This window comes from Metapseudomonas cellulosilytica (assembly GCF_049334135.1).
In the GTDB taxonomy this organism is placed as follows: Bacteria; Pseudomonadota; Gammaproteobacteria; order Pseudomonadales; family Pseudomonadaceae; genus Metapseudomonas.
The window spans coordinates 147684-172322 of sequence record NZ_JBHZGN010000002.1 but is presented as its reverse complement, the minus strand read 5'-3'; the positions used below and the strand labels follow the sequence as shown (position 1 = coordinate 172322).

Here is a 24639-nt window from a genome sequence, read left to right as displayed (position 1 = left end):
CCCTATTCTGAGATTGGCCCCATGAGGCGAATCCGACCAATCTGAAAACAAAATCTTTGAGGAGCACATCGATGCGCGTGATTCTGCTGGGGGCCCCTGGTGCCGGCAAAGGTACTCAAGCCGGCTTCATCACCAAGAAGTTCGGCATTCCGCAAATTTCCACCGGCGACATGCTGCGCGCAGCGGTCAAGGCCGGTACCGAGCTGGGCCTGAAGGCCAAGAGCGTGATGGATGCCGGTGGCCTGGTTTCCGACGAGCTGATCATCAACCTGGTCAAGGAACGCATCGCCCAGCCCGACTGCGCCAATGGCTTCCTCTTCGACGGTTTCCCGCGCACCATCCCTCAGGCTGAAGCCATGAAGGAAGCCGGCGTGAGCATCGACCACGTGGTGGAAATCGCCGTGGACGACGAGGAAATCGTCAGCCGCATCGCCGGTCGCCGTGTGCACCCGGCTTCCGGCCGCGTCTACCACACCGAGCACAACCCGCCGAAGGTCGCCGGCAAGGACGACGAGACCGGTGAAGACCTGATCCAGCGCGATGACGACAAGGAAGAGACCGTACGCAAGCGTCTCGCCGTCTACCACTCCCAGACCAAGCCGCTGGTGGACTTCTACCAGCAGCTCTCCGCCGCCGAAGGCACCCCGAAGTACAGCGCCATCGCCGGCGTGGGTTCGGTGGATGAAATCACCGGCAAGGTCCTGGCTGCCCTCAGCTGAGTCGCAGCCCGTATCTGACCAACGGCCCGCTTGCGGGCCGTTGGCGTTTATAATGCCCGCCTTTTTTCTTGCGCCTGGACTTCTCGATGACCACTCTGCTGGCCCTGGATACCGCCACCGAAGCCTGCTCCGTCGCCCTGCTGCATGATGGCAAGGTGCTCAGCCACTACGAGGTGATCCCGCGCCTGCACGCCCAGCGCCTGCTGCCGATGATCCAGACGCTGCTGGGTGAGGCCGGTGTGCCGCTGGCGGCGGTGGACGCCATCGCCTTCGGCCGTGGTCCGGGGGCCTTCACCGGCGTGCGTATCGCCATCGGTGTGGTCCAGGGCCTGGCCTTCGCCCTGGATCGCCCGGTACTGCCGGTGTCCGACCTGGCGGTGCTGGCCCAGCGTGCCCACCGCGAACAAGGCGTCGACCAGGTCGCGTCCGCCATCGATGCGCGCATGGATGAGGTCTACTGGGGCTGCTATCGGCTGGAAGCCGGCGAGATGCGCCTGGCCGGGGTGGAAGCCGTGCTGCCACCGGAGCGCGCGGCGCTGCCGCGCGACGCCAGCGGCGAATGGTATGGCGCCGGCACCGGCTGGGGCACCTTCGCCCCGCGGATTCCCGTCGCTGTCACCGGCCAGAGCCCGGACCTGCTGCCCCATGCCGAGGACCTGCTGACCCTTGCCCGTTTCGCCTGGGCGCGGGGCGAAGGCCTGCCCGCCGACCAGGCGCAGCCGGTGTATCTGCGCGACAACGTCGCCACGCCCAAGGCGCCACAGTAGAATTGCGCCGATCCGCCCCATGCTTCGGATTGCCAAGCTGGAGCGGGGCGACTAGATTTCAGGGGCGATCATCTCAAAACGCCAGCATGGCCGAGCGGTAACCGATGCGCATCGATGGCTTCACCTCTTCCTATCCGCTGGAGCGCAGCCCCCGCCAGGGCAGCGCGGCCACGCCTTTTCGCGAAGTCCAGCGCGAGGAAGAGGTCCGTCGTGAGCAGCCAGCCACGCCGGCCTCGACCCAGGGCCATGAGCAGGCGGCCCAGGCCCGCCGCGTCCAGGCCGGCAACGCCCCGGGCGACAGCCTGCCGGTGCGGCCGCAGGACCTGATGCAGCAGCGCACCATCAGCAATCGTGCCGCCCAGGCTATCGCCAGCTACAGCAGCACCGCCCGCTTCGCCGTCGAAACCGACGCGCCCGAAGTCCTCGGCCTCGACCTCTACGCCTGATGTTGCCCTACCACCTGGGCTGCCCGTCCTGGAACGAGCTGGCCTGGCGCGGCAGCTTCTACCCCGCCGACCTGCGTCCTGCGGACACCCTGGGCCACTACTGCCAGGTATTCAACGCGGTGGAGGGCAATACCACCTTCTATGCGCGGCCATCGGCCGACACCCTGCAACGCTGGGCCCAGACCATGCCGGGGCATTTCCGCTTCTGCGCCAAGGTGCCACGGGACATCAGCCACGAAGGCGACTTGCGCGACCAGTTCGCCGCCACCCGGGACTTCCTCCAACTGCTCGCCCCCCTGGGGTCCCGCCTGGCGCCGCTCTGGCTGCAGCTGCCGGCGGCCTTCGGGCCGAACCGGTTGGGCGAACTGGCATGCTGGCTGGACGAGTTCAGCCAGCAGCCCATCGCGGTGGAAGTGCGCAACCCGGCTTTCTTCGACAAGGGCGATGCCGAACGGGCACTGAACCGCCTGCTGCACGAGCGCGGCGTCGAGCGCATCTGCCTGGATTCGCGGGCGCTGTTCAGCTGCCGTTCGCGGGACCCGGCGGTGCTCCACGCGCAAGCGAAGAAGCCGCGGGTGCCGGTGCGGCCCACAGCGTTCAGCGCCAGCCCGCAGCTACGCTTCATCGGCGGGCCGGACCTGGATGCCAACCAGCCCTTCCTCGAACCCTGGCTGGACAAGGTGGCAGGCTGGATCGAGCAGGGCCTGTCGCCCAACGTCTTCCTGCACACGCCGGACAACCACCTCGCCGCCGCCCAGGCCCTGCGCTTTCACGTCTGCCTGCGCGAGCGCCTGCCGGGGCTGCCGGAGCTGACCTTGCCGCAGCCGCCAGTCGAGCAACTCGGCCTTCTCTGAACCTTGGACTAGGCTATCGGACCCAGCCGATGGATTCCGGAGCCTGCCATGACCTCCCAAGCACAACGCGGTGAAGCCTTCGCCGCCCTGCACCGCACCCCTGGCCTGTTCGTCCTGCCGAACCCCTGGGATGCTGGCTCGGCGAAGATGCTCGCGCATCTGGGGTTCGCCGCCCTGGCCACCACCAGCGCCGGCCTGGCCTTCGCCCTGGGTCGGCGTGACGCCGAGGGCAATGTCAGCCGCGACGAGGCCCTGGCCAATGCACGCGCCATAGTCGAAGCCACGGCCCTGCCGGTGGCTGCGGACCTTGAGAATGGCTATGGCGACCGCCCCGAGGATTGCGCGGCGACCATCCGGGCGGCGGCCGGTGTCGGCCTGGTGGGCGGCTCCATCGAAGACGCCAGCGGCCGCGCGGCAGATCCCATCTACCCCCTGGAGCTGGCGGTGGAGCGCATTCGCGCCTCGGTGGAAGCGGCCCGGAGCCTCGGTTTCACCTTCACCCTGGCGGCGCGGGCGGAGAACTACCTCCATGGCCGTCCCGACCTGGATGACACCCTGCGCCGCCTGATGGCCTACGCCGAGGCGGGAGCCGATGTGCTGTATGCGCCGGGACTGACCACCCGGGAGCAGATTCGCGAAGTGGTGCACGCGGTGGCACCGCGACCGGTGAACGTGCTGGTGGGCTCGCCCAGCCTGAAGCTGGGACTCGACGAACTGGCCGAGCTCGGGGTCAAGCGGGTGAGCGTTGGTTCCACCCTGGCGCGGGTCGCCTACGGCGCCTTCTTCCATGCGGCCGAATCGCTGCGCCAGGGCGACCTGGCGGCCATGGGGCAGGCCATTGCGTTCGACCGCATCAACGACCTGTTCAGGACTTGAGCCGCGAAGGCGGTGATCTCCCCATGGGCCCAGGGGACGCTGGCTGACGGCTCTGGCAGAATGCGCGGGTTTTTTCCGGTCAGGCGTGTGCGTTCATGAGTGAAGAATCTGTCAGGGTGAGGGCCGAGGCACTGGAGCCGGCATTCGCCGAGGCGCTGGAGGGCTGGGCCACGCGCCTGGGGCTGGCGCGCGAGGGCGAGGCGGATTTCGCCCTGCAGCTGGGCAGCGAAGGCCTGCAGTTGCTGCAGCTGGGCCTCGACTCACCCGGGCCGGTGCGGGTGGATTTCGTCGAGGGCGCAGCCGCGCACCGGCGGAAGTTCGGCGGTGGCAGCGGGCAGATGATCGCCAAGGCGGTGGGTGTGCAGCCGGGTATCCGCCCGCAGGTGCTGGACGCCACCGCGGGTCTGGGGCGTGACGCTTTCGTGCTCGCCACCCTGGGCTGCGAGATGACCCTGATCGAGCGCCAGCCCCTGATCGCCGCATTGTTGGAGGATGGCCTGGCCCGCGCTGCCCGGGACCTGGAAACGGCCGCCATCGCCGCGCGCATGCACCTGCTGCAGGGCAATGCCATCGAGCTGATGCGCAGTTGGCAGGGCGAGGCGCCCCAGGTGATCTACCTCGACCCGATGTTTCCGCACCGCGACAAGAGCGCCCTGGTGAAGAAGGAGATGCGCCTGTTCCGTCCCCTGGTGGGCGACGACCAGGACGCCCCGGCGCTGCTGGAGGCCGCCCTGGCCCTGGCCAGCCACCGGGTCGTGGTCAAGCGCCCACGCAAGGCGCCGATCATCGCCGGCGCCAAGCCGAGCTTTGCGCTGGAAGGCAAGTCCAGCCGCTATGACATCTATCCGAAGAAGAAGCTGGAAGCCAAAAGCTAGAAGCCTGGCGTCCAGCTTCAGGATTCAGGCATCCGGCTGTCTTCAAGGCGCATAGGCTCTGACGAACAGCTCCACCACCTCACGCACATGCCGCTCGGCTTCCTCGCCTCCCAGTGGCGGGGTGTAGCCGATCAGCAGGCGGAAGTTGTGTCCGCCCTTGATCAGGCAGAAGAAGTGCTCGGCGGCGTTCACCGGCTCTTCGATGCGCAGCTTGCCGGCCTGCTTCGCCTGGGTCAGCAGTCCGGTCATTTCCCGCAGCACCTGCTGTGGTCCCGCCTCGTAGAACATCCGCGCCAGCTTCGGATTCTGGCTGGCCGCCGCCACCATCACGCGGTGCAGCTCCACCGACTCGCGGCTGTTGATCAACTCATGGAAGCTGCGGCCGATGGTCAGCAGCACACTCTCGATGCTGGCATCCGCCGGCAGTTCGAACAGCAGTTCCGGTAGCTGCTCCTCGCACTTGGCCTTCACCGCGGCGGAGAACAGCGTCTCCTTGTCGGTGAAGTGGCTGTACACGGTCAGTTTGGACACTCCGGCCTCGGCGGCGATGGCGTCCATGCTGCTGCCGTCGTAGCCGTTCCTCAGGAAGAGATTCTTGGCGGCTTCGAGAATCGCCTTGCGCTTCGCGGGATCTTTTGGGCGGCCCGGGCCGCTGGTCGGAAATGAATTGTCTGACATTTCTATCTAAATACTGGACTGGTGAGTTTGCTATTTTTACTATACCCAGCAGTATAAATATTCCAGCTGCTCTTCGCGAAAGGACATTCATCATGTTCCGCCATGCGTTGCCCCTCGTTCTGCCCCTGTCCCTTTCCCTCCTGATCACGGCCTGCGGCAACGGTGAACCGGTGCAGCAGGCGGTACGTCCGGCCATGGTGGTGCAGCCGGAGCCGGCGGCGGATGCGGTGGATACCTTCCCGGGCGAGGTGCGGGCGCGCTACGAACCGGAGCTGGCCTTCCGCATCGGCGGCAAGATCTCCCGACGGCTGGTGGAAATAGGCGCGCGGGTGAAGAAGGACCAGCCCCTGGCCGAGCTGGACCCGCAGGACGTGCGCCTGCAACTGGAAGCCACCCGTGCCCAGGTCGCCGCTGCCGAGGCCAATCTCAAGCTGGTGCAGGCCGAGCGCGACCGCTACCGCACCCTGCTGGAGCGCCAGATGATCAGCCGCTCCCAGTACGACACCGTGGAAAACCAGTACCGCGCCGGCGAGGCGCGGGTGAAGCAGATCAAGGCCGAGTTCAATGTCGCCAGCAACCAGGCCGCCTACACCGTGCTGCGGGCGTCCCAGGATGGCGTGATCGCCAGCCGTCGTGCCGAGGTGGGCCAGGTGGTGGCCGCCGGCCAGACTGTCTTCACCCTGGCCGCCGACGGCGAGCGTGAAGTGCTGATCAGCCTGCCGGAGCATGTCATCGACCGCTTCAAGGTCGGCCAGGAGGTGGCGGTGGAACTCTGGTCGCTGCCCGGCCAGCGCTTCCCGGCGCGCATCCGCGAGCTGGCGCCGGCGGCCGACCCGCAGTCGCGTACCTTCGCCGCGCGGGTCGCCTTCGCCGACGGTAAGGCGCCGGCGGAGCTGGGCCAGAGCGCCCGCGTATATATCCGCAACAACGGCGCAGTGCCGCTTTCCGTGCCGCTTTCGGCGCTGACCGCCGAGGCTGGCCAACCCTATGTCTGGGTGGTTGATCCCAGGGATTCGACCCTCCAGCGCCGTCCGGTACGCGTCGGCCCCTATGGCGAGGACCGGGTACCGGTCCTCGAAGGCCTGAAGCCGGAGGACTGGGTGGTGGCCGCCGGCGTCCAGGTATTGCGCGAGGGGCAGCCGGTGCGGCCGGTGGACCGAGCCAACCGCTCGGTGAAACTGGTGGCCAAGGAGTAAGGCGCCGTGAACTTCAACCTCTCCGCCTGGGCGCTGCAGAACCGCCAGATCGTCCTCTACATCATGCTGCTGCTGGGCATTGTCGGGGCCATTTCCTATACCAAGCTGGGCCAGAGCGAAGACCCGCCCTTCACCTTCAAGGCCATGGTGATCCGCACCAACTGGCCGGGGGCGAGCGCTGAGGAAGTGGCCCGCCAGGTCACCGAACGGATCGAGAAGAAACTGATGGAGACCGGCGAATACGACCGGATCGTCTCCTTCTCGCGACCCGGCGAATCCCAGGTGACCTTCCTGGCGCGTGATTCGATGCGTTCCGCCGAGATCCCCGAGCTCTGGTACCAGGTGCGCAAGAAGATCGGCGACATCCGCCATACCTTGCCGCAGGGCATCCAGGGACCTTTCTTCAACGACGAATTCGGCACCACCTTCGGCAACATCTACGCCCTGACCGGCGAGGGGTTCGACTACGCGGTGCTCAAGGACTACGCCGACCGCATCCAGTTGCAGCTGCAGCGGGTCAAGGACGTGGGCAAGGTCGAGCTGCTGGGCCTGCAGGACGAGAAGATCTGGATCGAACTGTCCAACACCAAGCTGGCCACGCTGGGGCTGCCCCTCGCGGCGGTGCAACAGGCCCTGGAGGAACAGAACGCGGTAGCCACCGCCGGCTTCTTCGAAACGCCAAGCGACCGTGTGCAGCTGCGAGTGTCCGGCCGCTTCGATTCGGTGAGGGAGATCCGCGACTTCCCCATCCGCGTGGGGGACCGCACCTTCCGCATTGGTGACGTGGCCGAGGTGCGCCGCGGCTTCAACGACCCGCCGGCGCCGCGCATGCGTTTCATGGGCGAGGATGCGATAGGCCTGGCGGTGTCCATGAAGGCCGGCGGCGACATCCTGGTCCTCGGCCAGGCGCTGGAAAGCGAATTCGCCCGCCTGCAGGAGAACCTGCCGGCCGGCATGCAGCTGCGCAAGGTGTCGGATCAGCCGGCGGCGGTAAAGACCGGGGTAGGGGAGTTCGTTCGCGTGCTCGCCGAAGCCTTGATTATCGTGCTGCTGGTGAGCTTCTTCTCCCTTGGCCTGCGCACCGGACTGGTGGTGGCGCTGTCCATTCCGCTGGTGCTGGCGATGACCTTCGCCCTGATGTACTACCTCGGCATCGGCCTGCACAAGATTTCCCTCGGCGCCCTGGTGCTGGCCCTGGGCCTGCTGGTGGACGACGCGATCATCGCGGTGGAGATGATGGCCATCAAGATGGAGCAGGGCTACGACCGCCTCAAGGCGGCCAGCTACGCCTGGAGCAGTACGGCCTTCCCGATGCTCACCGGCACCCTGATCACCGCCGCCGGCTTCCTGCCCATCGCCACCGCGCAATCCGGCACCGGCGAATACACCCGCTCGATCTTCCAGGTGGTGACCATCGCCCTGGTGGTGTCCTGGATCGCCGCGGTGATGTTCGTGCCCTACCTGGGCGACCGCCTGCTGCCGGACCTGGCCAGGCTCCACGCGCAGAAGCACGGTGGCAGCGGCCAGGGCCACGACCCCTATTCGACGCCCTTCTACCAGCGCGTCCGTCGCGTGGTGGAGTGGTGCGTGCGGCGGCGCAAGACGGTGATCCTGCTGACCCTGGTCGCTTTCATCGGCTCCATCGCGCTGTTCCGCTTCGTACCCCAGCAGTTCTTCCCGGCCTCCGGACGCCTGGAACTGATGGTGGACCTCAAGCTCGGCGAAGGCTCGTCCCTGGCCAATACCGAAGCCGAGGTCAAGCGCCTGGAGCAGATGCTGCGCGAGCACCCGGGTGTGGATAACTACGTGGCCTATGTCGGCACCGGCTCGCCGCGCTTCTACCTGCCGCTGGACCAGCAACTGCCGGCGGCCAGCTTCGCCCAGTTCGTGGTGCTGGCCAAATCCATCGAGGCCCGCGAGGAGATCCGCAGCTGGCTGATCCGGGTGCTGGATGAAGATTTCCCCACCCTGCGCAGCCGCATCTCGCGCCTGGAGAACGGCCCGCCGGTGGGCTATCCGGTGCAGTTCCGCGTCTCCGGCGAGCACATAGACGAAGTCCGCGCCCTGGCCCGCAAGGTGGCCGACAAGGTGCGCGAGAACCCCCATGTGGTGAACGTGCACCTGGACTGGGAAGAGCCGAGCAAGGTGGTGCGGCTGAATATCGACCAGGACCGGGCCCGCGCCATGGGCGTAAGCACCGCCGACCTGTCGCGCTTCCTGCAGAGCTCGCTGACCGGCGCGCCGGTTAGCCAGTACCGCGAGGACAACGAGCTGATCGAGATCCTCCTGCGCGGCACCATCCGCGAGCGCCAGGAGCTGGCCCTGCTGCCGAGCCTGGCGGTGCCCACGGACAACGGCCGCAGCGTGCCGCTGTCGCAGATCGCCACCCTGGAGTACGGCTTCGAGGAAGGCATCATCTGGCATCGCAACCGCCTGCCCACCGTCACCGTGCGCGCCGACATCTACGACAAGTCGTTGCCGGCCAGCCTGGTCAAGGAAATCTCGCCGAGCCTGGACCCGATCCGCGCCGAGTTGCCGGATGGCTACCTGCTCGAAGTGGGCGGCACCGTGGAAGACTCGGCCCGTGGGCAGAAGTCGGTGAACGCCGGCATGCCACTGTTCGTGGTGGTGGTGCTGACCCTGCTGATGCTGCAGCTCAGGAGCTTCTCGCGCTCGGCCATGGTGTTCCTCACCGCGCCCCTGGGGCTGATCGGCGTGACCCTGTTCCTGCTGGTATTCCGTCAGCCTTTCGGCTTCGTCGCGATGCTCGGCACCATCGCCCTGGCGGGGATGATCATGCGCAACTCGGTGATCCTGGTGGACCAGATCGAGCAGGACATCGCCGCCGGCCTGGATCGCTGGCACGCCATCATCGAAGCCACGGTGCGGCGCTTCCGCCCCATAGTGCTCACCGCCCTGGCGGCGGTGCTGGCGATGATCCCGCTGTCGCGCAGCGTGTTCTTCGGCCCCATGGCCGTGGCCATCATGGGCGGCCTGATAGTCGCCACCGCCCTGACCCTGCTGTTCCTGCCGGCGCTCTACGCCGCCTGGTTCCGGGTCAAGCCGGCGGAAGCGGAGCTGCCCCGAACGGTGGTGGCGCCGGACGTCCAGCCCAGCCACTGATAAAAAAAAGGCCCCTTCGGGGGCCTTTTTCATGGCCGTTCCGGTCGTTTCCGCCAATCACTAAGCCACTTCCTCCAGTCCCCTTGGCACTGTCCGCGTCCGGACGGAGACTGGCCGCACGCATCACCGAACGGCAGAAAAACAAGAGGTGACCATGCAGCACGCGACCCAGGTGGAATTGCTCAAGCGAACCCTGGCCCTGGTGGAGCGGGGCGTTTCTGATTGCGTCGAGACGCCTTCCTCCTTGCCGGTGGAGGCCTACCTCAACGAGCCCCGCTACCGCCGCGAACGGGATGAAGTACTGCGTCGCGAACCGCTGCTGGTGGCGCGCTCCGGCGAAATCTCCCCGGGCCATTTCATCACCCGTGACCTGCTGTCGCCGCTGCTGCTGACCCGTGATGAGCAGGGCCGGCTGCGGGGCTTCCTCAATGCCTGCAAACACCGGGGCACCCAACTGGTGGCCGAGGCCAGCGGGCGCAACCGGGTGTTCGTCTGTCCTTACCACGCCTGGGCCTACAACCCGGATGGGCAGTTGCGCGGCATTCCCCATGGCTATGGATTCGAGGGCATTGACCGGGCCTGCCTGAACCTTACCGAGGTGCCCGTGGCCGAGCGCTTCGGCGCCGTCTGGGCGCGCCACTCGCCCGGGCCTGCATTGGACATGGAGGCCTTCTTCGGCGAGCAGATCCTCGCCGACTTCGACAGCTTCGCCCTGGACGACCACGTGGTCTTCGATCCCCAGGACATTCGTCGGCCGGTGAACTGGAAGCTGACTATCGACACCTTCCTGGAAAACTACCATGTGGCCCGCGCCCACCAGGCCACCATCGACCACCTGTTCTGGCCCAACCTGGGCCTGTTCGAGCGCTTCGGCCGGCATATCCGCAACTACTACGTGAAGCGCAACCTGCGGGAAGTCCTCGACCAGCCCGAGCGCGACTGGAACCTGCGCCGCCACGGCAACCTGCTGTACTTCCTCTGGCCCAATACCCTGGTGCTGGTGGAGCCGGACCATATCGACTTTTCCACCGTGTTTCCCGATGGTCCGCTGGCCACCCGCGTGCTCGGTCATACCCTGTTGCCGGAGGAGCCGGCCACGGAGAAAGCGCTGCGCTATTTCGAGAAGAACAACGAGATCCTCTATTCGGCCCTGGAGGAGGATTTCGCCATGGCCGCGCGGGTGCAGGTGGGGATTCAGGCCGGTGCCAGCGACCTGCTCTGGCATGGGCGTTTCGAGCAGGCGCTGAGGTGGTTTCACCAGGGGCTGGATGAGGCGTTGGGGGATAGGTGGGTGGAGATTGTGGAGAGGTGAGGGCATAACGGATTGGCAATCCGGTGTGAGAGGGCTTCTTGTTCGTTAGTCCAGTTCCTTGTCGAGTGGGCTTTAAGTCTCTGTTTCGCCCTCCCGGGCGACTCCCTTTTGCAGTCGCCCAAAAGGAAGCAAAACGCTTGCCCCTACATCCGGCCCGGCTTCGCCGGGTTCCCTCGCTCAATCGCTGTTCCAGGGGCACGGCGCGAAGGGCCATCCATGGCCCTGCGCGCCTCTCGCGGCATCCATGCCGCTCATCCCCTTGACTCGCTACGCTCGCCCTTCGGGCCAGCCTGCGGCTGTTACTCCGCTGCACTTCGTTTCACAGCGATTTCACTCTGCCTCCTGACGGGGCGGGGTCCTTGCCTCACCTCTTCTGTTTCATTTCAGGCCGCTGGTTGCTTCAGGTTTGTTTGTCCATTGCAGGCGCGAGTCACCCCTCTACCTCTGGGAGAGGGGCCGGGGGTGAGGGAGGCCGCCAGCCGTGCGAAGCCAATCGAGCGCCATCACACAATCTTGCCAATCCGAGGCCAGTTCTCACAAAAAAGCCCGGCATCAAGCCGGGCCTTTTACAACGGGCGCCCCTCAAAGCGCCCCGAACACCTTCTTCGCCAGACCGGTGGCCGCACCCGCCGGGTTCTGGCGGATGTTGGCTTCCTGCTCGGCGATCAGCTTGAACAGGCCGTCGAGGGCTTCCTCGGTCACGTAGTTCTCGATATTGGCGCTCTTGGCATCCACCACGCCGAAGCTGGCGGCCTGGCCGGCGAAGCTGTTGTACTGCTGCGCCAGGCCCACCTTGTCAGTGGCCTGCTTGACGATAGGCAGGAACTTCGCGCGCAACTGCTCACGGCTGCTCTTGTTCAGGTACTGGGTGGCGGCGTCGTCCGGACCGGCGAGGATGCCCTTGGCGTCCTGCACCGTCATTTTCTTCACCGCATCCACCAGCAGTGCCTGGGCCTGGGGCACGGCGGCCTCGGCCGCTGCGTTCATGGTGGTTTCCAGCTGTTCGACCTGGGCACCCATGCCCATCATCTTCATGGTCTTGGCCGCCTTGCCGAGTTTGCCCGGCAGTTCGATGCGCACTTGCGGGTTGTCATTGAAGCCGCCGGGTTTGCCGAGTTGCTGCACGGCAACCTTGGCGCCCTGGGTCAGGGCGTCCTTCAGGCCACCGCTGGCGTCCTGCTGGCTGAGGTCGGCGATGGACAGGGCGAAGGCGCTGGCGGACAGGGCGAGGCCGGCAAAGAGGGCGGTGATTCGAAGCATGGCGGCATCCTTGTTGCGGTGGAGTTCGTCTAGCGAACGGGATCGACCCTGATACGCAGCGGCTGCGGGTCGGAGCCGTCGAGTTTAACCGAGTGCCGCTCGGTGCTGATGAACATCAACTTGCCGTCCAGTTCGATGCGGGCACTCACCGAGTAGCTGTGGTTCGGTCGCACCTTGGCCGGGTCATAGTCGAGGCGGAAGGTCAGCGGTATCTGCCCCTTGACCGGGCCTTGCTGACGGGCCAGTTCCACGGCCGGGGCGTCGGCCAGGGACACGTCCTGAAGGCTGACGCTGAGCGTGGCCGAGGGCGGCAGGGCGATGCGCTGCAGGTAGAAGACTTCGCCTTCCAGGGGGCGGATTTCGTTTGCAGGTTGGCTGGCGCAGGCGGCGAGCAGGCTGCTGGAGAGGATCAGGGGCAGGGCCTTCATCGGGACCTCGGACTCGTGATGGGGTGATCAGCCCCACTATAGAAGCCGGGCTCTTTGAAAGCCTGGCGCCAGGTCAAGCAAGGCGGTAAAAGACCGCGCCCCGGTATGGGGCGCGCGTGGGGTCAGCGCGCCGTGTCGTCCAGCGTGGTGCTGGAGATGGCGTTGAGGGTGTTGTTGAACTGCACCGTCTCGTTGAACGTCTTGACCAGGGCGCGGAAACGATCCTTGGCGCCGATCAGCTGCTTGAGTTTTTCCGCCAGTTCCTCGTCCTTGCGGTTCAGAGCGGCGTCGCGCTCATCCAGGGCCTCGGCGCGGCAGGCCAGGGTCTCGGTCAACTCGTCGTTGCGCTGCTTCTCCAGGCGCAGGGTCTCGGCGAACTTGGCGGTGCTGCGGTCGCGGGCCTCGACGCTCTCGGCCAGGGCCTTGAGAGCGGCGCTGCGCTCGGCCAGGGCGCGGGCATTGTCTTCGGCATTGCGCTCGAGGTTGGAGACTTCGCGGGTCAGGCGGGCTTCCAGCAGGCGCAGTTGTTCTTCCTTGTCGGCCAGCACCCGTTCCCTCTCGTGGAGCTGCAACTTGCGCTGGTCCAGGCTTTCCTGCTGTTTCACCGCTTCCAGTTTCTGCTGGGTCAGCCCCGTGGCCATGTCGGCCAGGGAGTTGAGGGTGCTCTGCACGTCGTTCAGGACATTGTCGGTATCACTGGCGAGGGAGGGGCCGAGGGAAGGTTGCGGCAGGTGCTGCTGCTCTGCCTCGGGGCCTTCCGCGAATTCCGGCACTGGCACTACCTCGGCTGCCTGGGGCTCAGGCCCCGCTGCACGGGTGAGGGCGCTCAGCTTCAAGACGTCCACGGGGTCCGGTTGGACCTCGCTTGCGGATTCCGTTGCAGGGGCTGCTTCATGGTTGCCGGCATCCACCGCGATCGCCTCAGTGGCTTCTTCCGGGATGCCCTGTGCGGGCTCGGGCACCCTGGCTTCCAGGGTTTCCACGTTCGGCGACGACGGCAGGCTGAAGTCCGCGCCCAGGGCCAGGCCACTGATGAAGGTGTGCGGCCCCTGCCAGGTTTGCGCCTGCTTCTCGGCGACGGTTACCGCCGGCGCTTCCTCCGCTCCGTTGGCCGACTCGGCCTCGTGCCGTTGCGAAACGTCGCCTGCCTCCTGCTCGCGGGTGGCCTCTCCGATTTCGGCGGCCAGGGCTTTCAGGTCAGGGGACGTGGGCTCGCTGGACTCCATGGCGCAAGCCTGGTCGTCGCTCGGGGGGAGCGCTTCCTCCCTCGTTGCGGGGTCGTCCGCCGGCAGTGACAGGGCGGCGGGCAGGGGGGCGCCGGTATTCTTGCTTTCACGGGTGGCGATCAGCTTGTTCACCGAGGCCCTGTTGATCGACAGGTTGTGGTGGTCGCTGGCCGCGGCAGGCTTCTCGCCCTGGCCGGTGATCTCGCCCTTGAGATCGATGAAGTGGAAGTCCAGCTTTTCCGATCCGCTCACTGTTCGTCCCCTTTGGTGATCTGTTTCAGCACCTGCACCGCGTACTGCCAGGCCTGCCTCGACTCCAGCCGCTCGAGCCGGTAGCCGGCCTCATGGGGAACCGCGCTGGCGACGTACACCTTGGAGGTGCCGTGGCGACCGTCTTCGTTGAGGGTGTAGACGAGGATATTGCGGTCGATGCGGGGGATGGCAAAGCTGCACAGGACAACGGCGTTGACCGCTTCCCGGGCTTCGTTCTCGACAGTGATGGTTCTCAGCAGCATGGATGGGTCTTCCGTGTTCGGGGCAGAAGTGCGCTCGGATGACCGAGGCAGTGCAACGGCGAATGGTACGGAGGGGGCCGGGGCAAACCTGTCGGGAGTTGTCCGGTAGTTTTGTGGGAACGGTCTTGAAAGGGGAGGAGGGAGACGCCAGGCCCGTCGGGGCCTGGCGGGGGATGGCTCAGCCGGCCTCCACCGGGTTTTCCGGTTCGGCCTCGGCCTGGCGGTCGAAGGCCACCTGACGGATGGACAGGCGGATTTCCGCAGGCAGCACGCGTTTGGCCGCGCCTTCGGCCAACTCGCCGAGCAGCTCGTGGTAGCCGAGCTTGCCGGTTTCGTTGCGGCGCAGCACGCGCAGGTCCAGCAAGGTCTGGATGAAGTGGCGGAACAGGCTCTTGTCGAAGAACTCCGGGGCGTTCAGGCCATGGAGGATCGACAGGCGCTGGGCCATCACGGTGCAAAGGTCTTCCAGCTCTTCCGCGCTCAGCTGGTGCTGCCCGGCGTTGAGCAGCAGGGCGATGGCCATGTAGAAGCGCTGCAGGGTCTGGACGATGGCGCGGGCCAGCAGGGTCAGCAATACGAATTGCCGCGAGCTGGGCGCCGGGCGCAGGTAGACGTCGCCCTCCACCTTCAGCAGGTCCTGCTCGACGAAGGCGGCCAGCCACTGATCGACCACGCCCTCCAGCTCGCTGGCGTCCCAGCGGATGAACAGCTCGGCCTGCAGGTACGGGTAGAGCGCGCGGGTATATCGCAGGATCTGCGCCCGGCTCATCCGCGAGCTGCTCTGGAAGAAGCAGGCCAGCAGGGCCGGCAGGGCGAACACATGGAGCACGTTGTTGCGGTAGTAGGTCATGAGGACGGCGTTCTGCTCGTCCAGGAAGAGGATCTTGCCCAGGGCGTCCTTCTGCTCGGCCAGCAGGCCCATGCTCTGCACGTACTGGATCAGTGCCTGGCCATCGCCTTCCGGCAGGGTGGCGTGGGGCGAGTAGGGCACGGCGCGGAGCAGGGCCAGGTAGAGGTCGAGCACGCGGGTCAGGGCGCGCTCGTCCAGGGCGAGGCGGCTGGTGGAAAGCAGCGCCAGGGCCACCAGGTTGACCGGGTTGATCGCCGCCGCGTCGTTGAGGTGGCGGGCGATGCGTACGGCCAGCCGGTTGGTGGCGTCGTTGAGCCAGGCCGGGCGGAATTGCGGGCCCAGATCCTCGGCGCGCCACTCCGGCTGCTGTTGGTCGAGGAACTCGGCCAGCTTGATCGGTTCGCCGAAGTTCACCGCCACCTGGCCGAAGCGCAGCTTCAGGGCACCGATGACCTTGAACAGGTCGAAGATTGATTCCTTCTTCTTGCTCGCCCCGCGCAGTTCGCCCAGGTAGGTGCGGCCTTCCAGCACGCGCTCGTAGCCGATGTACACCGGCACGAAGACGATGGGCAGGCGCGAGGAGCGCAGGAAGCTGCGCAGGGTGATGGCGAGCATGCCGGTTTTCGGATGGAGCATGCGCCCGGTGCGCGAGCGGCCACCCTCGACGAAGTACTCCACCGGGAAACCGCGGCTGAACAGGGTGTGCAGGTATTCGTTGAACACCGCCGTGTAGAGCGGATTGCCCTTGAAGGTGCGGCGCATGAAGAATGCGCCGCCACGGCGCAGCAGACCGCCGATCACCGGCATGTTGAGGTTGATGCCGGCAGCGATGTGCGGCGGCGTCAGGCCATTGCGAAACAGCAGGTAGGACAGCAGCAGGTAGTCGATATGGCTGCGGTGGCAGGGCACGTAGATGACCTCGTGACCATGGACGATCTCCTGCACGCCCTCGATATGGTTGACCTTGATGCCTTCATAGAGCTTGTTCCAGAACCAGGACAACACCACTTCGAGGAAACGGATGGCGGTGTAGGCATAGTCGGAGGCGATCTCGTTGCCGTACTTCAGCGCCTGGGCCTCGGCCGTGGCCAGGCTGACCTTTTCGCGCTCGGCTTCCTCGGCTATGGCCTGGCGCACCAGCGGGCCGCGTACCAGCCCTTTCACCAGATTGCGGCGGTGGGACAGGTCGGGGCCTATGACCGCGGTCTTCTGGTTGCGGAAGTGCACCCGCAGGATGCGGTTGACCATGCGCAGGGTGCGTTCCGGCCCCTTGTCCTGTTCCACCAGTGCACGCAGATGGATGGGGGCGGAAAACTGCACGCGGGTCTTGCGCCCGAGGATCAGGATGCTGACCAGCTTGCGCAGGCGACCGGTCACCGCCCAACTGTCGGCGAACAGCAGTTTCCAGGGACTGGTCTCGCGATCGGGCGACTGGCCCCAGAACACCGTCACCGGGATGATTTGCGCGTCCTCCACCGCGTGCTGCTGGAGGGCGTTCAATACCCGCACCAGGGTGGGCGATGCGCCGCGCTTGTCCTGGCCACCCAGCCAGCCGGGCTCCGGCGTCAGGTAGAAGAAGGCGGCCGGCTCCAGCAGGTCGCCCACCGCCACGGGAAGCACCGGGCGCGGCAGGGCGGCTTTGGTGCATTCCCGGTCGACCACCGCCAGGTCGCTGGCCGACGGTTGCTGCAGCACGTAGAACACCGGCTTGCTGCGGTCGAGCTTGAGGGTGAGGGCGGACTGGTTGATGGTTTCCGAACGTACCCACAGATAGAGCAGGCGGCGCAGGGTGCCGAAGGCAAGGCGGCGAAGGGGGGAGCGGGTCATGGTGCGGCAAGGCTGTGGAACGAGCGATTGCTCGGGGCGGCTAGTTTGCCGCATTCGCTTCCGGGTCGCAAAAAGGCTCGGGCTGTCACATTTGCGCGATTTATCCTGCAACCAGTCGCACAATTGGCCGTATTGCAATGCCGTCGGATGACTCCTTATAGTCCGCCAGCATTTTGCAAGGCCCCGGTGGCCAGCATGGCCAGGGGCTGTTCCCTTCGGAACTAAGGCCATGATCGAGATAACCAATCTGACCAAGCGCTTTGCGCAGCACACAGCCGTGGACAACCTGTCCTTCCGTGTCGCACCCGGGGAGGTGCTGGGGTTCCTCGGCCCCAACGGCGCGGGCAAATCCACCACCATGAAGATGCTCACCGGCTTCCTCGCGCCGACTTCTGGCAGCGCGAGCATTTTCGGTTTCGACATCCAGACCCAGACCCTCAAGGCCCAGCGGGAGATCGGCTACCTGCCGGAGGGCGCACCCTGCTACGGCGACATGACGGTTCGCAGCTTCCTCGAGTTCATTGCCGAGGTCCGTGGCTTTCGCGGCGCCGAGAAGAAACAGCGGGTGTCCCACGCGGTGGCGCAGGTGGAACTGGAGCATGTCCTCGGCCAGTCCATCGAGACGCTTTCCAAGGGCTTCAAGCGCCGGGTCGGCCTGGCTCAGGCGATCCTGCACGATCCCCGTGTGCTGATCCTCGACGAGCCCACCGACGGCCTCGACCCGAACCAGAAGCATCAGGTACGCCAGCTGATCCAGAGCCTGGCCCGCGACAAGATCGTGATCATCTCCACCCACATCCTCGAAGAGGTGACGGCGGTCTGCACCCGCGCCCTGGTGATCGCCTCCGGCAAGGTGGTGGCCGACGGCACGCCCTTCGAGCTGGAAAGCCGCTCGCGCTATCACCAGGCGGTGACCCTGGTGGCGGACGAGCCGCTGGACATGCTGGCCCTGGCGGTGCTGCCGGGCGTTGCCGGCATCGAGGAGAACGGCATTCAGGGTGGCCTGACCATCCTCGCCAAGCCGGGTGAGGTGATCTTCCCGCAGGTGAACCAGTTGATCCACGCCCGCGGCTGGAAAGTGAAGGAGCTGGACGTGGAGCGCGGCCGACTCGATGAAGTATTCCGCCGACTGACCCGGGGAGAAGCGGCATGAGGCAGTTGCCGGTGATTTTCAAACGCGAGCTGGCGAGCTACTTCGCCACTCCGCTGGCCTATGTGTTCATCGTGATCTTCCTGGTGCTATCCGGGGTGTTCACCTTCTACCTGGGCGGCTTCTATGAAAGCGGCCAGGCCAGCCTGGCCCCCTTCTTCAACTTCCATCCCTGGCTCTACCTCTTCCTGGTGCCGGCCATCGCCATGCGCCTCTGGGCCGAAGAGCGCAAGTCCGGCTCCATCGAGCTGCTGATGACCCTGCCCATCACCCGTTTCGAGGCGGTCACGGGCAAGTTCCTCGCCGCCTGGGCCTTCGCCGGGCTGGCGCTGCTGCTGACCTTTCCCATGGTGCTTACGGTCAACTACCTGGGCGAGCCGGACAACGGTGCCATCATCACCGGCTACATCGGCAGCTGGCTGTTGGCGGGGGCTTTCCTCGCCATAGGTTCGTGCATGTCGGCATTGGCCAAGAACCAGGTGATCGCCTTCATCCTCGCCGTCAGCGTGTGCTTCCTGTTCATCGTCAGCGGTTTCCCGCTGGTACTGGACGCCTTCAGCGCCTGGGCCCCGCAATGGCTGCTGGACGCCGTGGCGTCGCTGAGCTTCCTGACCCGTTTCGATGCCATCAGCAAGGGTGTGATCGACCTGCGTGACCTGCTCTATTTCGTCACCCTGATCGCCGCCTGGCTGGCCGCCACCGCCGTGGTGGTCGATCTGAAGAAGGCCGACTGAAGATGAAAAGACTGATGTATTCCGGTGCCGGGCTGCTGCTCATCGCCCTGGCATTCCTGGCGTTCAACATGCTCGCCGGACTGACCCTGACCAACGCCCGGGTCGACCTCACCGAGCAGAAGCTCTACACCATCTCCGGTGGGACGAAGAAAATCCTCGGCGAGATCGACGAGCCCATCAACCTCTACTTCTTCTACTCCGACAAGTCTGCCAAGGACCTGGTGGTATTGCGCAACTACGCGCGGCGTGTGGAAGAGATGCTGAAGGCCTACGAGCGCGCCGCCAGCGGCAAGATCAAGCTGCAGATCGTCGATCCCGAGCCCTTCTCCGAAGACGAGGACAAGGCCGCCGAGTTCGGCCTGCAGGCGATCCCGCTGGAGCAGGGCGGCGCCCAGGTCTACTTCGGCCTGGCCGGCACCAACAGTGTCGACGACACCCAGATCATCCCGTTCTTCCCGCTGGACCAGGAGGAGTTCCTCGAGTACGAGGTCAGCCGCCTGGTGCAGAGCCTGGCCAAGCCGGAGCGGCCGGTGGTGGGCGTGCTCTCCGGGCTGCAGCTCAATGGCGGGTTCGACATGGCCAGCCGGCAGCCGACGCCGCCCTGGATGGTCATGGAGGAAATCCGCCAGCTGTTCCAGATCGAGAGCCTGAAGGGCGATATCGACCAGATTCCCGAAAAGGTCTCGGTGCTGCTGCTGGTCCATCCGAAAAACCTGTCGCAGCAGACCCAGTACGCCATCGACCAGTTCGTCCTGCGCGGCGGCAAGCTGCTGGCTTTCGTCGACCCCTGGAGCGAAGCCGACAGCGGCATGGAAATGCCCGGCGAGCCGGGTGGTGACAGGTCCTCCGACCTGGACTCCCTGTTCAAGGCCTGGGGCCTGCAATTGCTGCCGGGCAAGGTGCTGGGCGATGGCGCCAATGCCATGTCGGTGAGCATGGGCCAGGATAAGCCGCCAGCGCGCCACGCGGCCTGGCTCAACCTGCCCCAGGGCAACCTCGACCAGAATGATGTGAGCACCGCCGGCCTGGAGAATATCACCCTGGCTACCGCCGGTATCCTCAAGCCGCTGGAAGGCGCCAGGACCCACTTCGTGCCGCTGATCCAGAGTTCCGAGTACGCCATGCCCTTCGACGTGCAGCGCTTTGGCATGCTTGCCGATCCCGAGGAGCTGATTCGTGAGCTCAAGCCCACCGGTACGCGCTATGCGGTCGCTGCGCGCATCAGTGGTCCGGCGCAATCGGCCTTTCCCGATGGCATCGAGGGCCGCAAGGACGGTCTCAAGTCAGCGGAGAGCATCAACGTGATAGCCGTCGCCGACACCGACATGCTGAGCGACCGCATGTGGGTGCAGGTGCAGGACTTCTTCGGCCAGCGCGTGCCGCAGCCTTGGGCCGACAACGCCGGCTTCGCCATCAACGCCCTGGACAATCTGGCCGGCTCCGATGCCCTGATCAGTGTCCGATCCCGTGGCCGCTTCAGCCGCCCCTTCGAGGTGGTGGAGAAGCTCCAGCGCGACGCCGAGGTGAAGTTCCGCGAGCAGGAACAGCTACTCCAGCAGCGCCTGACCGACACCGAGCAGAAGCTGGCAGCGCTGCAGCAGAGCGAAGACCCGGCCAAAGCCCTGGAACTGACGCCGGAACAGCAGGCCGCGCTGCAGCAGTTCGTCCAGGAGAAGCTACGCATCCGCAAGGAACTGCGCGAAGTGCGCTTCCAGCTCAACGCCAGCATCGAGGACCTGGGCCGCACCCTGAAATTCATCAATATCGCCCTGGTGCCGCTGGTGCTGACTCTGGGCGTACTGGTCCTGTGGCTCTGGCGCCGCCGGCGCCAGGCCTGAGGAAGCGACCATGGGACGCAAAGGTCTGATCATCCTCGCCTTGCTCGCACTCGGGCTGGGTACCGCCTACTACATCCAGCAGGGCGGCTCGCGGCCGCAACCCTCGGCAGTCGTCCGCGAGCCGCTGCTGCCCGGCCTGCAGGGCAGGCTGGCCGGCGTTACCGCACTGGACGTACGGCGCCCCGGCCAGCCGGCGCTGCGCCTGGAGCGCAAGGGCGAACTCTGGGTGCTGCCGGCCAAGGCCGACTACCCGGCCGCCGGCCAGTCGGTGGCGACGCTGCTGCGTGCACTGGCCGAGGCGCACAAGGTAGAGGCCAAGACCGCGAATCCAGAACTGCACGGTCGGGTCGGCCTGGCCGACAAGGGCAATGACGAGGAGCAGGGGGCGCGCATCAAGCTGGAGCGTGGTAGCGAACCACCGCTGGAGCTGCTGGTGGGCAAGCCGGCGCAGCAGGGCAAGGGCCAACTGGTGCGCCTGTACGGCGACAACCAGGTCTGGCTGATCGATCAGCCGCTGCCCATGCCGGCCACCGAGCTCAACTGGCTGGATCGCCGGGTAGCCGAGATCCCCTTTGCCAGCGTTCGGCAGGTGGAGGTGGCCTATCCCAATGGCAGCCAGCTGACCGTCTACCGGGATTCGGCGGAGGAGCCCAACCTCAAGCTCAAGCAGCTGCCCAAGGGGCGGAGATTGGCCTATGAAGCCGCCGCCAACGGCATGGCGACCCTCTTCGCCAGCCTGGAGTTCGCCGATAACGCGCCCCTGGCGCAGGTGCAGTTCAAGGGCAAGCCGATACTGACCTTCAGCCTCGCCACCTTCGACGGCGGCGAGTTGCGCGGCGAGGTCTACGAGCAGGGTGGACAGCCCTGGTTGGTGCTCAAGGGCAAGGACCGGCTCGCTGACGAGCTGGTGCCGGGCAAGCTGGACTGGGCCTATCGGCTCGAGCCGTTCCAGTATCAGGCACTGGCCAGGAAACTCGAGGACGTGCTCGCCGGGAAGTAGCGCACGCTGTTGCGGGAAGGCGGGATATCGGACAAAGGCCAGTCCATTCCCGCCTATCCTTATGCCCGATTTTGTACCTCCGAAGAGCCAAAAAAGGGCGTCCAGCCCGCGTGGGCCGGCCATTCCGTACTGTCATAAAAAAGTGCTTTTCAGTACGAACTCTTGTCGTATACTCCGGTCGCGGTCATAAAAAGAACGCTATTCGAAATACCCGCTCCAAGCTTGATTCGGCCGGGGTTGGATATAACAAGAAGAACGTCTTTGCCGCACCGTCGAAACCCCCAGCAAAGGGGGTAAACAACAAAATTGCGAGTTGGAGAGAGCAGTAATGGCTGATCGTGAGATCGGAACCGTCAAGTGGTTCAATGACGCCAAGGGCTATGGTTTCATTCAGCGCGAAAGCGGTCCTGACGTATTCGTTCACTACCGCGCTATCCGCGGCGAGGGCCACCGCTCTCTGCTGGAAGGCCAGAAAGTGGAGTTTTCCGTGATCCAGGGCCAGAAGGGCCTGCAAGCGGAAGACGTCGCCAAGGTCTGAGACTCAAAAACAAAAGGCCCGTCAGTGACGGGCCTTTTGCTTTCTGCGATTCCCGCATCCGCGTGATCATCGCCAGGGGCGCAGGCCCCGTCAGTCGGTGCGCCAGATGATTTCCTGCTCGCCTTCCGCGTTCACCTTGATCCAGCGGTCGGCGTCCTCTTCGCCCTGCGCTTCCTGCCAGCCACCTGGTGCGCAGCGGATTTCCACTCCGAGGGCCGCGAAGGCCGCGCGGGCACAACCCAGATCGTCCTCCCAGGGCGTGGCGTCGCTCTCCAGGTAGAGGCTGTGCCACTTGCCCACGGCCCTGGGCAGCCAGGTGACGGGAATGTCACCGGCCAGGCACTTGAGCGTCTGCCCCTTCTGCTGCCAGGGGGTGCAGGGACCGAGCGCCTCGTTGAGCCAGGCGGTGACCGCTTCCTGGTCGGCGTCCTTGAGGTAGATCTCGATATCGGGTTGGCGCATGGTGAGGGCTCTCTAGATTTTCTCGATCCAATCGTAGCGAATGGACACCGTCACTTCGAAGGCTTCGGCGATCACCGCCGCGCGACGCTCGGCGTTGGCGCGCCAGCCGTGCGGGGTCATGGCCAGGAGGTCGGTGCGGGCCTCGGCATCGGCCAGGTGCAGGCGATAGCTCAGGGTCTCGCTGTGGGCCAGGCGCATGCCCGCCGGAATCTGCGCCAGGTGCTTCTGGTCGTCGTAGTCGCGGACTTCGTCATAGAGCTTTTCGCGCAGTTCCAGCAGGTGTTCGCGGGTTGGCCCCATGCGCAGCAGGCCACCGCCGGGCGTCAGCAGGCGCAGCGCTTCCTGCCAGTCCAGGGGGCTGAAGACGCTGGCCAGCAGATCGCAGCTGGCATCTTCCAGGGGCACTCGCGCCATGCTCGCCACCAGCCAGTGCAGTTGTCCTGCACGACGGCAGGCGCGCTTTACCGCCTCGCGTGAAATATCCAGGGCATAGCCATCGGTAGCCGGTAACGCCATGGCCAGTTGGCCGGTGTAATAGCCTTCGCCGCAGCCGATATCCAGCCAGCGCTCCGGATCGCGCTCGGCGGCGAGGGCGGCCAAGCGCGCGGCGAGCGGGGCGTAATGCCCACCGTCGAGGAAGCGCCGGCGGGCCTCGACCATGGTGGCGTTGTCGCCCGGATCGCGGCTCTTCTTGTGCTGCACCGGCAGCAGGTTGTAGTAGCCCTGGCGCGCGCGGTCGAAGCTGTGGTTGGCCGGGCACACCAGGCCCTGGTCGCGGGCGCTCAGCGGGCCCTGGCAGAGGGGGCAGATGAGTTTCATTGGGCGAGCAGGCGGACCAGGGTCTGCTGGTAGATGTCGGTCAGCAGGTCGAGGTCGCTGGCCAGCACGCGCTCGTTCACCTGGTGGATGGTGGCGTTCACCGGACCCAGCTCGACCACCTGGGTGCCCATGGTGGCGATGAAGCGGCCATCGGACGTGCCGCCGCTGGTGGACGGGGTGGTGTCGCGGCCGGTGATGGCCTTGATGCTGGCGGAAACGGCGTCCAGCAGCTCACCCGGCTGGGTGAGGAAGGGCAGGCCCGACAGTGCCCATTCCAGGTGGTAATCCAGGCCGTGCTTGTCGAGGATGGCCTCGACCCGGCGCTGCAGGCCTTCCACCGTGGATTCGGTGGAAAAGCGGAAGTTGAATACGGCGACCAGTTCGCCGGGGATCACGTTGGTGGCGCCGGTGCCGGAATTGACGTTGGACACCTGGAAGCTGGTGGGTGGGAAGAAGGCGTTGCCGTTGTCCCAATGCTCGGCGGCGAGCTCCGCCAGGGCCGGTGCGGCCAGGTGGATCGGGTTCTTCGCCAGGTGCGGGTAGGCCACGTGGCCTTGTACGCCACGCACGGTGAGCTTGCAGCCGAGGGAACCACGGCGGCCGTTCTTCACCACATCGCCCACCAGGGAGGTGCTCGAGGGTTCGCCGACGATGCACCAGTCGAGGCGCTCGCCACGGGCGGCCAGGCGCTCGACCACGGCCTTGGTGCCGTGATGGGCCGGGCCTTCTTCGTCACTGGTGATGAGGAAGGCAATGGCGCCCTTGTGCTGCGGGTGTTCGGCGACGAAGCGCTCCACCGCAACGACCATGGCCGCCAGGCTGCCCTTCATGTCCGCCGCGCCACGGCCGCAGAGCATGCCCTGTTCGTCGATCAGGGCTTCGAACGGCTGGTGCTGCCAGGCCTGCACCGGGCCGGTGGGGACGACGTCCGTGTGGCCGGCGAAGCAGAGCACCGGACCTTCGCCGCCGCGAATGGCCCAGAAGTTTTCCACTTCCTCGATGCGCATGCGCTCGATGCGGAAGCCCGCGGCTTCCAGCCGGCGCATCATCAGGTCCTGGCAGCCTTCGTCGACCGGGGTGACCGAGGGACGACGGATGAGGTCGCAGGCGAGTTCGAGGGTGGGGGACAGGGCGGTCATGCAGGGC

23 protein-coding genes are annotated in these 24639 nt (G+C 66.0%); 14 read left to right on the top strand and 9 right to left on the bottom strand.

From position 1 onward, the window contains the following. The first annotated feature begins 71 nt into the window (after nt 1-71). The 6 genes from adk (at nt 72) to ACFW0H_RS02895 (ending at nt 4537) form a co-directional block, all read left to right on the top strand. Nucleotides 72-719, top strand: a complete 648-nt coding sequence (adk, locus tag ACFW0H_RS02920; RefSeq protein ID WP_422912398.1) for an adenylate kinase — start codon at nt 72-74, stop codon at nt 717-719. An 86-nt stretch (nt 720-805) separates the two neighbouring features. Beyond that, nucleotides 806-1486: a tRNA (adenosine(37)-N6)-threonylcarbamoyltransferase complex dimerization subunit type 1 TsaB gene (gene tsaB, locus ACFW0H_RS02915; RefSeq protein WP_422912397.1), complete on the top strand. Its 681-nt coding sequence runs from the start codon at nt 806-808 to the stop codon at nt 1484-1486. Between the two features lie 104 nt (nt 1487-1590). Continuing rightward, nucleotides 1591-1932 (top strand): hypothetical protein, encoded by a 342-nt coding sequence (locus ACFW0H_RS02910; protein WP_422912396.1) that lies wholly within the window; start codon nt 1591-1593, stop codon nt 1930-1932. Further along, on the top strand, nt 1932-2786 hold the full coding sequence (locus ACFW0H_RS02905; protein WP_422912395.1) for a DUF72 domain-containing protein: 855 nt from the start codon (nt 1932-1934) through the stop codon (nt 2784-2786). Before ACFW0H_RS02910 ends, ACFW0H_RS02905 begins: the two co-directional genes overlap by 1 nt. Nucleotides 2787-2834: 48 nt before the next feature. After that, on the top strand, nt 2835-3662 hold the full coding sequence (locus ACFW0H_RS02900; RefSeq protein ID WP_422912394.1) for an isocitrate lyase/PEP mutase family protein: 828 nt from the start codon (nt 2835-2837) through the stop codon (nt 3660-3662). Nucleotides 3663-3757: 95 nt separating this feature from the next. Next, the gene (locus ACFW0H_RS02895) at nt 3758-4537 is read left to right on the top strand and encodes a class I SAM-dependent methyltransferase (protein WP_422912393.1); all 780 of its coding nucleotides are present in this window, start codon (nt 3758-3760) and stop codon (nt 4535-4537) included. Nucleotides 4538-4579: 42 nt separating this feature from the next. On the opposite strand, the gene ACFW0H_RS02890 is transcribed toward ACFW0H_RS02895, so the two are convergent. Beyond that, nucleotides 4580-5215, bottom strand: coding sequence for a TetR/AcrR family transcriptional regulator (locus tag ACFW0H_RS02890; protein WP_422912392.1), 636 nt, complete (start codon nt 5213-5215; stop codon nt 4580-4582). 92 nt (nt 5216-5307) lie between these two features. Here ACFW0H_RS02890 and ACFW0H_RS02885 point away from each other — a divergent pair, with 92 nt between their 5' ends. The 3 genes from ACFW0H_RS02885 to ACFW0H_RS02875 all read left to right on the top strand — a co-directional run bounded on the left by ACFW0H_RS02885 (nt 5308) and on the right by ACFW0H_RS02875 (nt 10846). After that, complete coding sequence (locus tag ACFW0H_RS02885) at nt 5308-6411, top strand: efflux RND transporter periplasmic adaptor subunit (protein ID WP_422912391.1); 1104 nt, start codon at nt 5308-5310, stop codon at nt 6409-6411. Between the two features lie 6 nt (nt 6412-6417). Further along, a complete protein-coding gene (locus ACFW0H_RS02880; RefSeq protein ID WP_422912390.1) occupies nt 6418-9534 on the top strand; it encodes an efflux RND transporter permease subunit in 3117 nt (1038 codons plus the stop codon). Between the two features lie 154 nt (nt 9535-9688). Further along, on the top strand, nt 9689-10846 hold the full coding sequence (locus ACFW0H_RS02875) for an aromatic ring-hydroxylating oxygenase subunit alpha (RefSeq protein WP_422912389.1): 1158 nt from the start codon (nt 9689-9691) through the stop codon (nt 10844-10846). A gap of 582 nt (nt 10847-11428) precedes the next feature. On the opposite strand, the gene ACFW0H_RS02870 is transcribed toward ACFW0H_RS02875, so the two are convergent. The 5 genes from ACFW0H_RS02870 to plsB all read right to left on the bottom strand — a co-directional run bounded on the left by ACFW0H_RS02870 (nt 11429) and on the right by plsB (nt 16952). Continuing rightward, on the bottom strand, nt 11429-12106 hold the full coding sequence (locus ACFW0H_RS02870) for a DUF4197 domain-containing protein (RefSeq protein WP_422912388.1): 678 nt from the start codon (nt 12104-12106) through the stop codon (nt 11429-11431). A 29-nt stretch (nt 12107-12135) separates the two neighbouring features. After that, complete coding sequence (locus tag ACFW0H_RS02865) at nt 12136-12534, bottom strand: YbaY family lipoprotein (protein ID WP_422912387.1); 399 nt, start codon at nt 12532-12534, stop codon at nt 12136-12138. A gap of 122 nt (nt 12535-12656) precedes the next feature. Next, entirely contained in the window at nt 12657-14012 is a 1356-nt protein-coding gene (locus ACFW0H_RS02860) for a hypothetical protein (protein ID WP_422912386.1), read from the bottom strand. Next, on the bottom strand, nt 14009-14275 hold the full coding sequence (locus ACFW0H_RS02855) for a hypothetical protein (RefSeq protein WP_422912385.1): 267 nt from the start codon (nt 14273-14275) through the stop codon (nt 14009-14011). The genes ACFW0H_RS02860 and ACFW0H_RS02855 overlap by 4 nt, the downstream gene beginning before the upstream one ends. 178 nt (nt 14276-14453) lie before the next feature. Then, nucleotides 14454-16952, bottom strand: a complete 2499-nt coding sequence (plsB, locus tag ACFW0H_RS02850) for a glycerol-3-phosphate 1-O-acyltransferase PlsB (protein ID WP_422912384.1) — start codon at nt 16950-16952, stop codon at nt 14454-14456. A 229-nt stretch (nt 16953-17181) separates the two neighbouring features. On the opposite strand from plsB, the gene ACFW0H_RS02845 reads away from it, so the two are divergent. The 5 genes from ACFW0H_RS02845 (at nt 17182) to ACFW0H_RS02825 (ending at nt 22212) form a co-directional block, all read left to right on the top strand. Beyond that, nucleotides 17182-18105 (top strand): ABC transporter ATP-binding protein, encoded by a 924-nt coding sequence (locus tag ACFW0H_RS02845; RefSeq protein ID WP_422912383.1) that lies wholly within the window; start codon nt 17182-17184, stop codon nt 18103-18105. Further along, the gene (locus ACFW0H_RS02840; RefSeq protein ID WP_422912382.1) at nt 18102-18836 is read left to right on the top strand and encodes an ABC transporter permease subunit; all 735 of its coding nucleotides are present in this window, start codon (nt 18102-18104) and stop codon (nt 18834-18836) included. The genes ACFW0H_RS02845 and ACFW0H_RS02840 overlap by 4 nt, the downstream gene beginning before the upstream one ends. Before the next feature lie 2 nt (nt 18837-18838). Continuing rightward, entirely contained in the window at nt 18839-20674 is a 1836-nt protein-coding gene (locus tag ACFW0H_RS02835; protein WP_422912381.1) for a GldG family protein, read from the top strand. A gap of 10 nt (nt 20675-20684) precedes the next feature. Continuing rightward, nucleotides 20685-21674, top strand: coding sequence for a DUF4340 domain-containing protein (locus ACFW0H_RS02830; protein WP_422912380.1), 990 nt, complete (start codon nt 20685-20687; stop codon nt 21672-21674). Nucleotides 21675-22002: 328 nt separating this feature from the next. Continuing rightward, complete coding sequence (locus tag ACFW0H_RS02825) at nt 22003-22212, top strand: cold-shock protein (protein ID WP_004421058.1); 210 nt, start codon at nt 22003-22005, stop codon at nt 22210-22212. Between the two features lie 90 nt (nt 22213-22302). Here ACFW0H_RS02825 and ACFW0H_RS02820 read toward each other — a convergent pair whose 3' ends face one another. The 3 genes from ACFW0H_RS02820 to dapE are packed head-to-tail and all read right to left on the bottom strand — an operon-like array spanning nt 22303 to nt 24632. Beyond that, nucleotides 22303-22674, bottom strand: coding sequence for a hypothetical protein (locus ACFW0H_RS02820; protein ID WP_422912379.1), 372 nt, complete (start codon nt 22672-22674; stop codon nt 22303-22305). Between the two features lie 12 nt (nt 22675-22686). Further along, nucleotides 22687-23493: a putative RNA methyltransferase gene (locus ACFW0H_RS02815; protein WP_422912378.1), complete on the bottom strand. Its 807-nt coding sequence runs from the start codon at nt 23491-23493 to the stop codon at nt 22687-22689. Beyond that, the gene (dapE, locus tag ACFW0H_RS02810; RefSeq protein ID WP_422912377.1) at nt 23490-24632 is read right to left on the bottom strand and encodes a succinyl-diaminopimelate desuccinylase; all 1143 of its coding nucleotides are present in this window, start codon (nt 24630-24632) and stop codon (nt 23490-23492) included. Before dapE ends, ACFW0H_RS02815 begins: the two co-directional genes overlap by 4 nt. Nucleotides 24633-24639: the final 7 nt, after the last annotated feature.

What these genes read in the sequence shown, in the direction of transcription:
- ACFW0H_RS02835 (WP_422912381.1), top strand. Translation starts at nt 18,839, where the DNA reads ATGAAAAGACTGATGTATTCCGGTGCCGGGCTGCTGCTCATCGCCCTG.
- ACFW0H_RS02885 (WP_422912391.1), top strand. Translation starts at nt 5,308, where the DNA reads ATGTTCCGCCATGCGTTGCCCCTCGTTCTGCCCCTGTCCCTTTCCCTC.
- ACFW0H_RS02905 (WP_422912395.1), top strand. Translation starts at nt 1,932, where the DNA reads ATGTTGCCCTACCACCTGGGCTGCCCGTCCTGGAACGAGCTGGCCTGG.
- ACFW0H_RS02900 (WP_422912394.1), top strand. Translation starts at nt 2,835, where the DNA reads ATGACCTCCCAAGCACAACGCGGTGAAGCCTTCGCCGCCCTGCACCGC.
- dapE (WP_422912377.1), bottom strand. Translation starts at nt 24,632, where the DNA reads ATGACCGCCCTGTCCCCCACCCTCGAACTCGCCTGCGACCTCATCCGT.
- ACFW0H_RS02830 (WP_422912380.1), top strand. Translation starts at nt 20,685, where the DNA reads ATGGGACGCAAAGGTCTGATCATCCTCGCCTTGCTCGCACTCGGGCTG.
- ACFW0H_RS02840 (WP_422912382.1), top strand. Translation starts at nt 18,102, where the DNA reads ATGAGGCAGTTGCCGGTGATTTTCAAACGCGAGCTGGCGAGCTACTTC.
- ACFW0H_RS02845 (WP_422912383.1), top strand. Translation starts at nt 17,182, where the DNA reads ATGATCGAGATAACCAATCTGACCAAGCGCTTTGCGCAGCACACAGCC.
- ACFW0H_RS02895 (WP_422912393.1), top strand. Translation starts at nt 3,758, where the DNA reads ATGAGTGAAGAATCTGTCAGGGTGAGGGCCGAGGCACTGGAGCCGGCA.
- ACFW0H_RS02815 (WP_422912378.1), bottom strand. Translation starts at nt 23,493, where the DNA reads ATGAAACTCATCTGCCCCCTCTGCCAGGGCCCGCTGAGCGCCCGCGAC.
- ACFW0H_RS02910 (WP_422912396.1), top strand. Translation starts at nt 1,591, where the DNA reads ATGCGCATCGATGGCTTCACCTCTTCCTATCCGCTGGAGCGCAGCCCC.
- ACFW0H_RS02865 (WP_422912387.1), bottom strand. Translation starts at nt 12,534, where the DNA reads ATGAAGGCCCTGCCCCTGATCCTCTCCAGCAGCCTGCTCGCCGCCTGC.
- ACFW0H_RS02890 (WP_422912392.1), bottom strand. Translation starts at nt 5,215, where the DNA reads ATGTCAGACAATTCATTTCCGACCAGCGGCCCGGGCCGCCCAAAAGAT.
- ACFW0H_RS02820 (WP_422912379.1), bottom strand. Translation starts at nt 22,674, where the DNA reads ATGCGCCAACCCGATATCGAGATCTACCTCAAGGACGCCGACCAGGAA.
- ACFW0H_RS02875 (WP_422912389.1), top strand. Translation starts at nt 9,689, where the DNA reads ATGCAGCACGCGACCCAGGTGGAATTGCTCAAGCGAACCCTGGCCCTG.
- ACFW0H_RS02855 (WP_422912385.1), bottom strand. Translation starts at nt 14,275, where the DNA reads ATGCTGCTGAGAACCATCACTGTCGAGAACGAAGCCCGGGAAGCGGTC.
- ACFW0H_RS02870 (WP_422912388.1), bottom strand. Translation starts at nt 12,106, where the DNA reads ATGCTTCGAATCACCGCCCTCTTTGCCGGCCTCGCCCTGTCCGCCAGC.
- ACFW0H_RS02825 (WP_004421058.1), top strand. Translation starts at nt 22,003, where the DNA reads ATGGCTGATCGTGAGATCGGAACCGTCAAGTGGTTCAATGACGCCAAG.
- plsB (WP_422912384.1), bottom strand. Translation starts at nt 16,952, where the DNA reads ATGACCCGCTCCCCCCTTCGCCGCCTTGCCTTCGGCACCCTGCGCCGC.
- adk (WP_422912398.1), top strand. Translation starts at nt 72, where the DNA reads ATGCGCGTGATTCTGCTGGGGGCCCCTGGTGCCGGCAAAGGTACTCAA.
- tsaB (WP_422912397.1), top strand. Translation starts at nt 806, where the DNA reads ATGACCACTCTGCTGGCCCTGGATACCGCCACCGAAGCCTGCTCCGTC.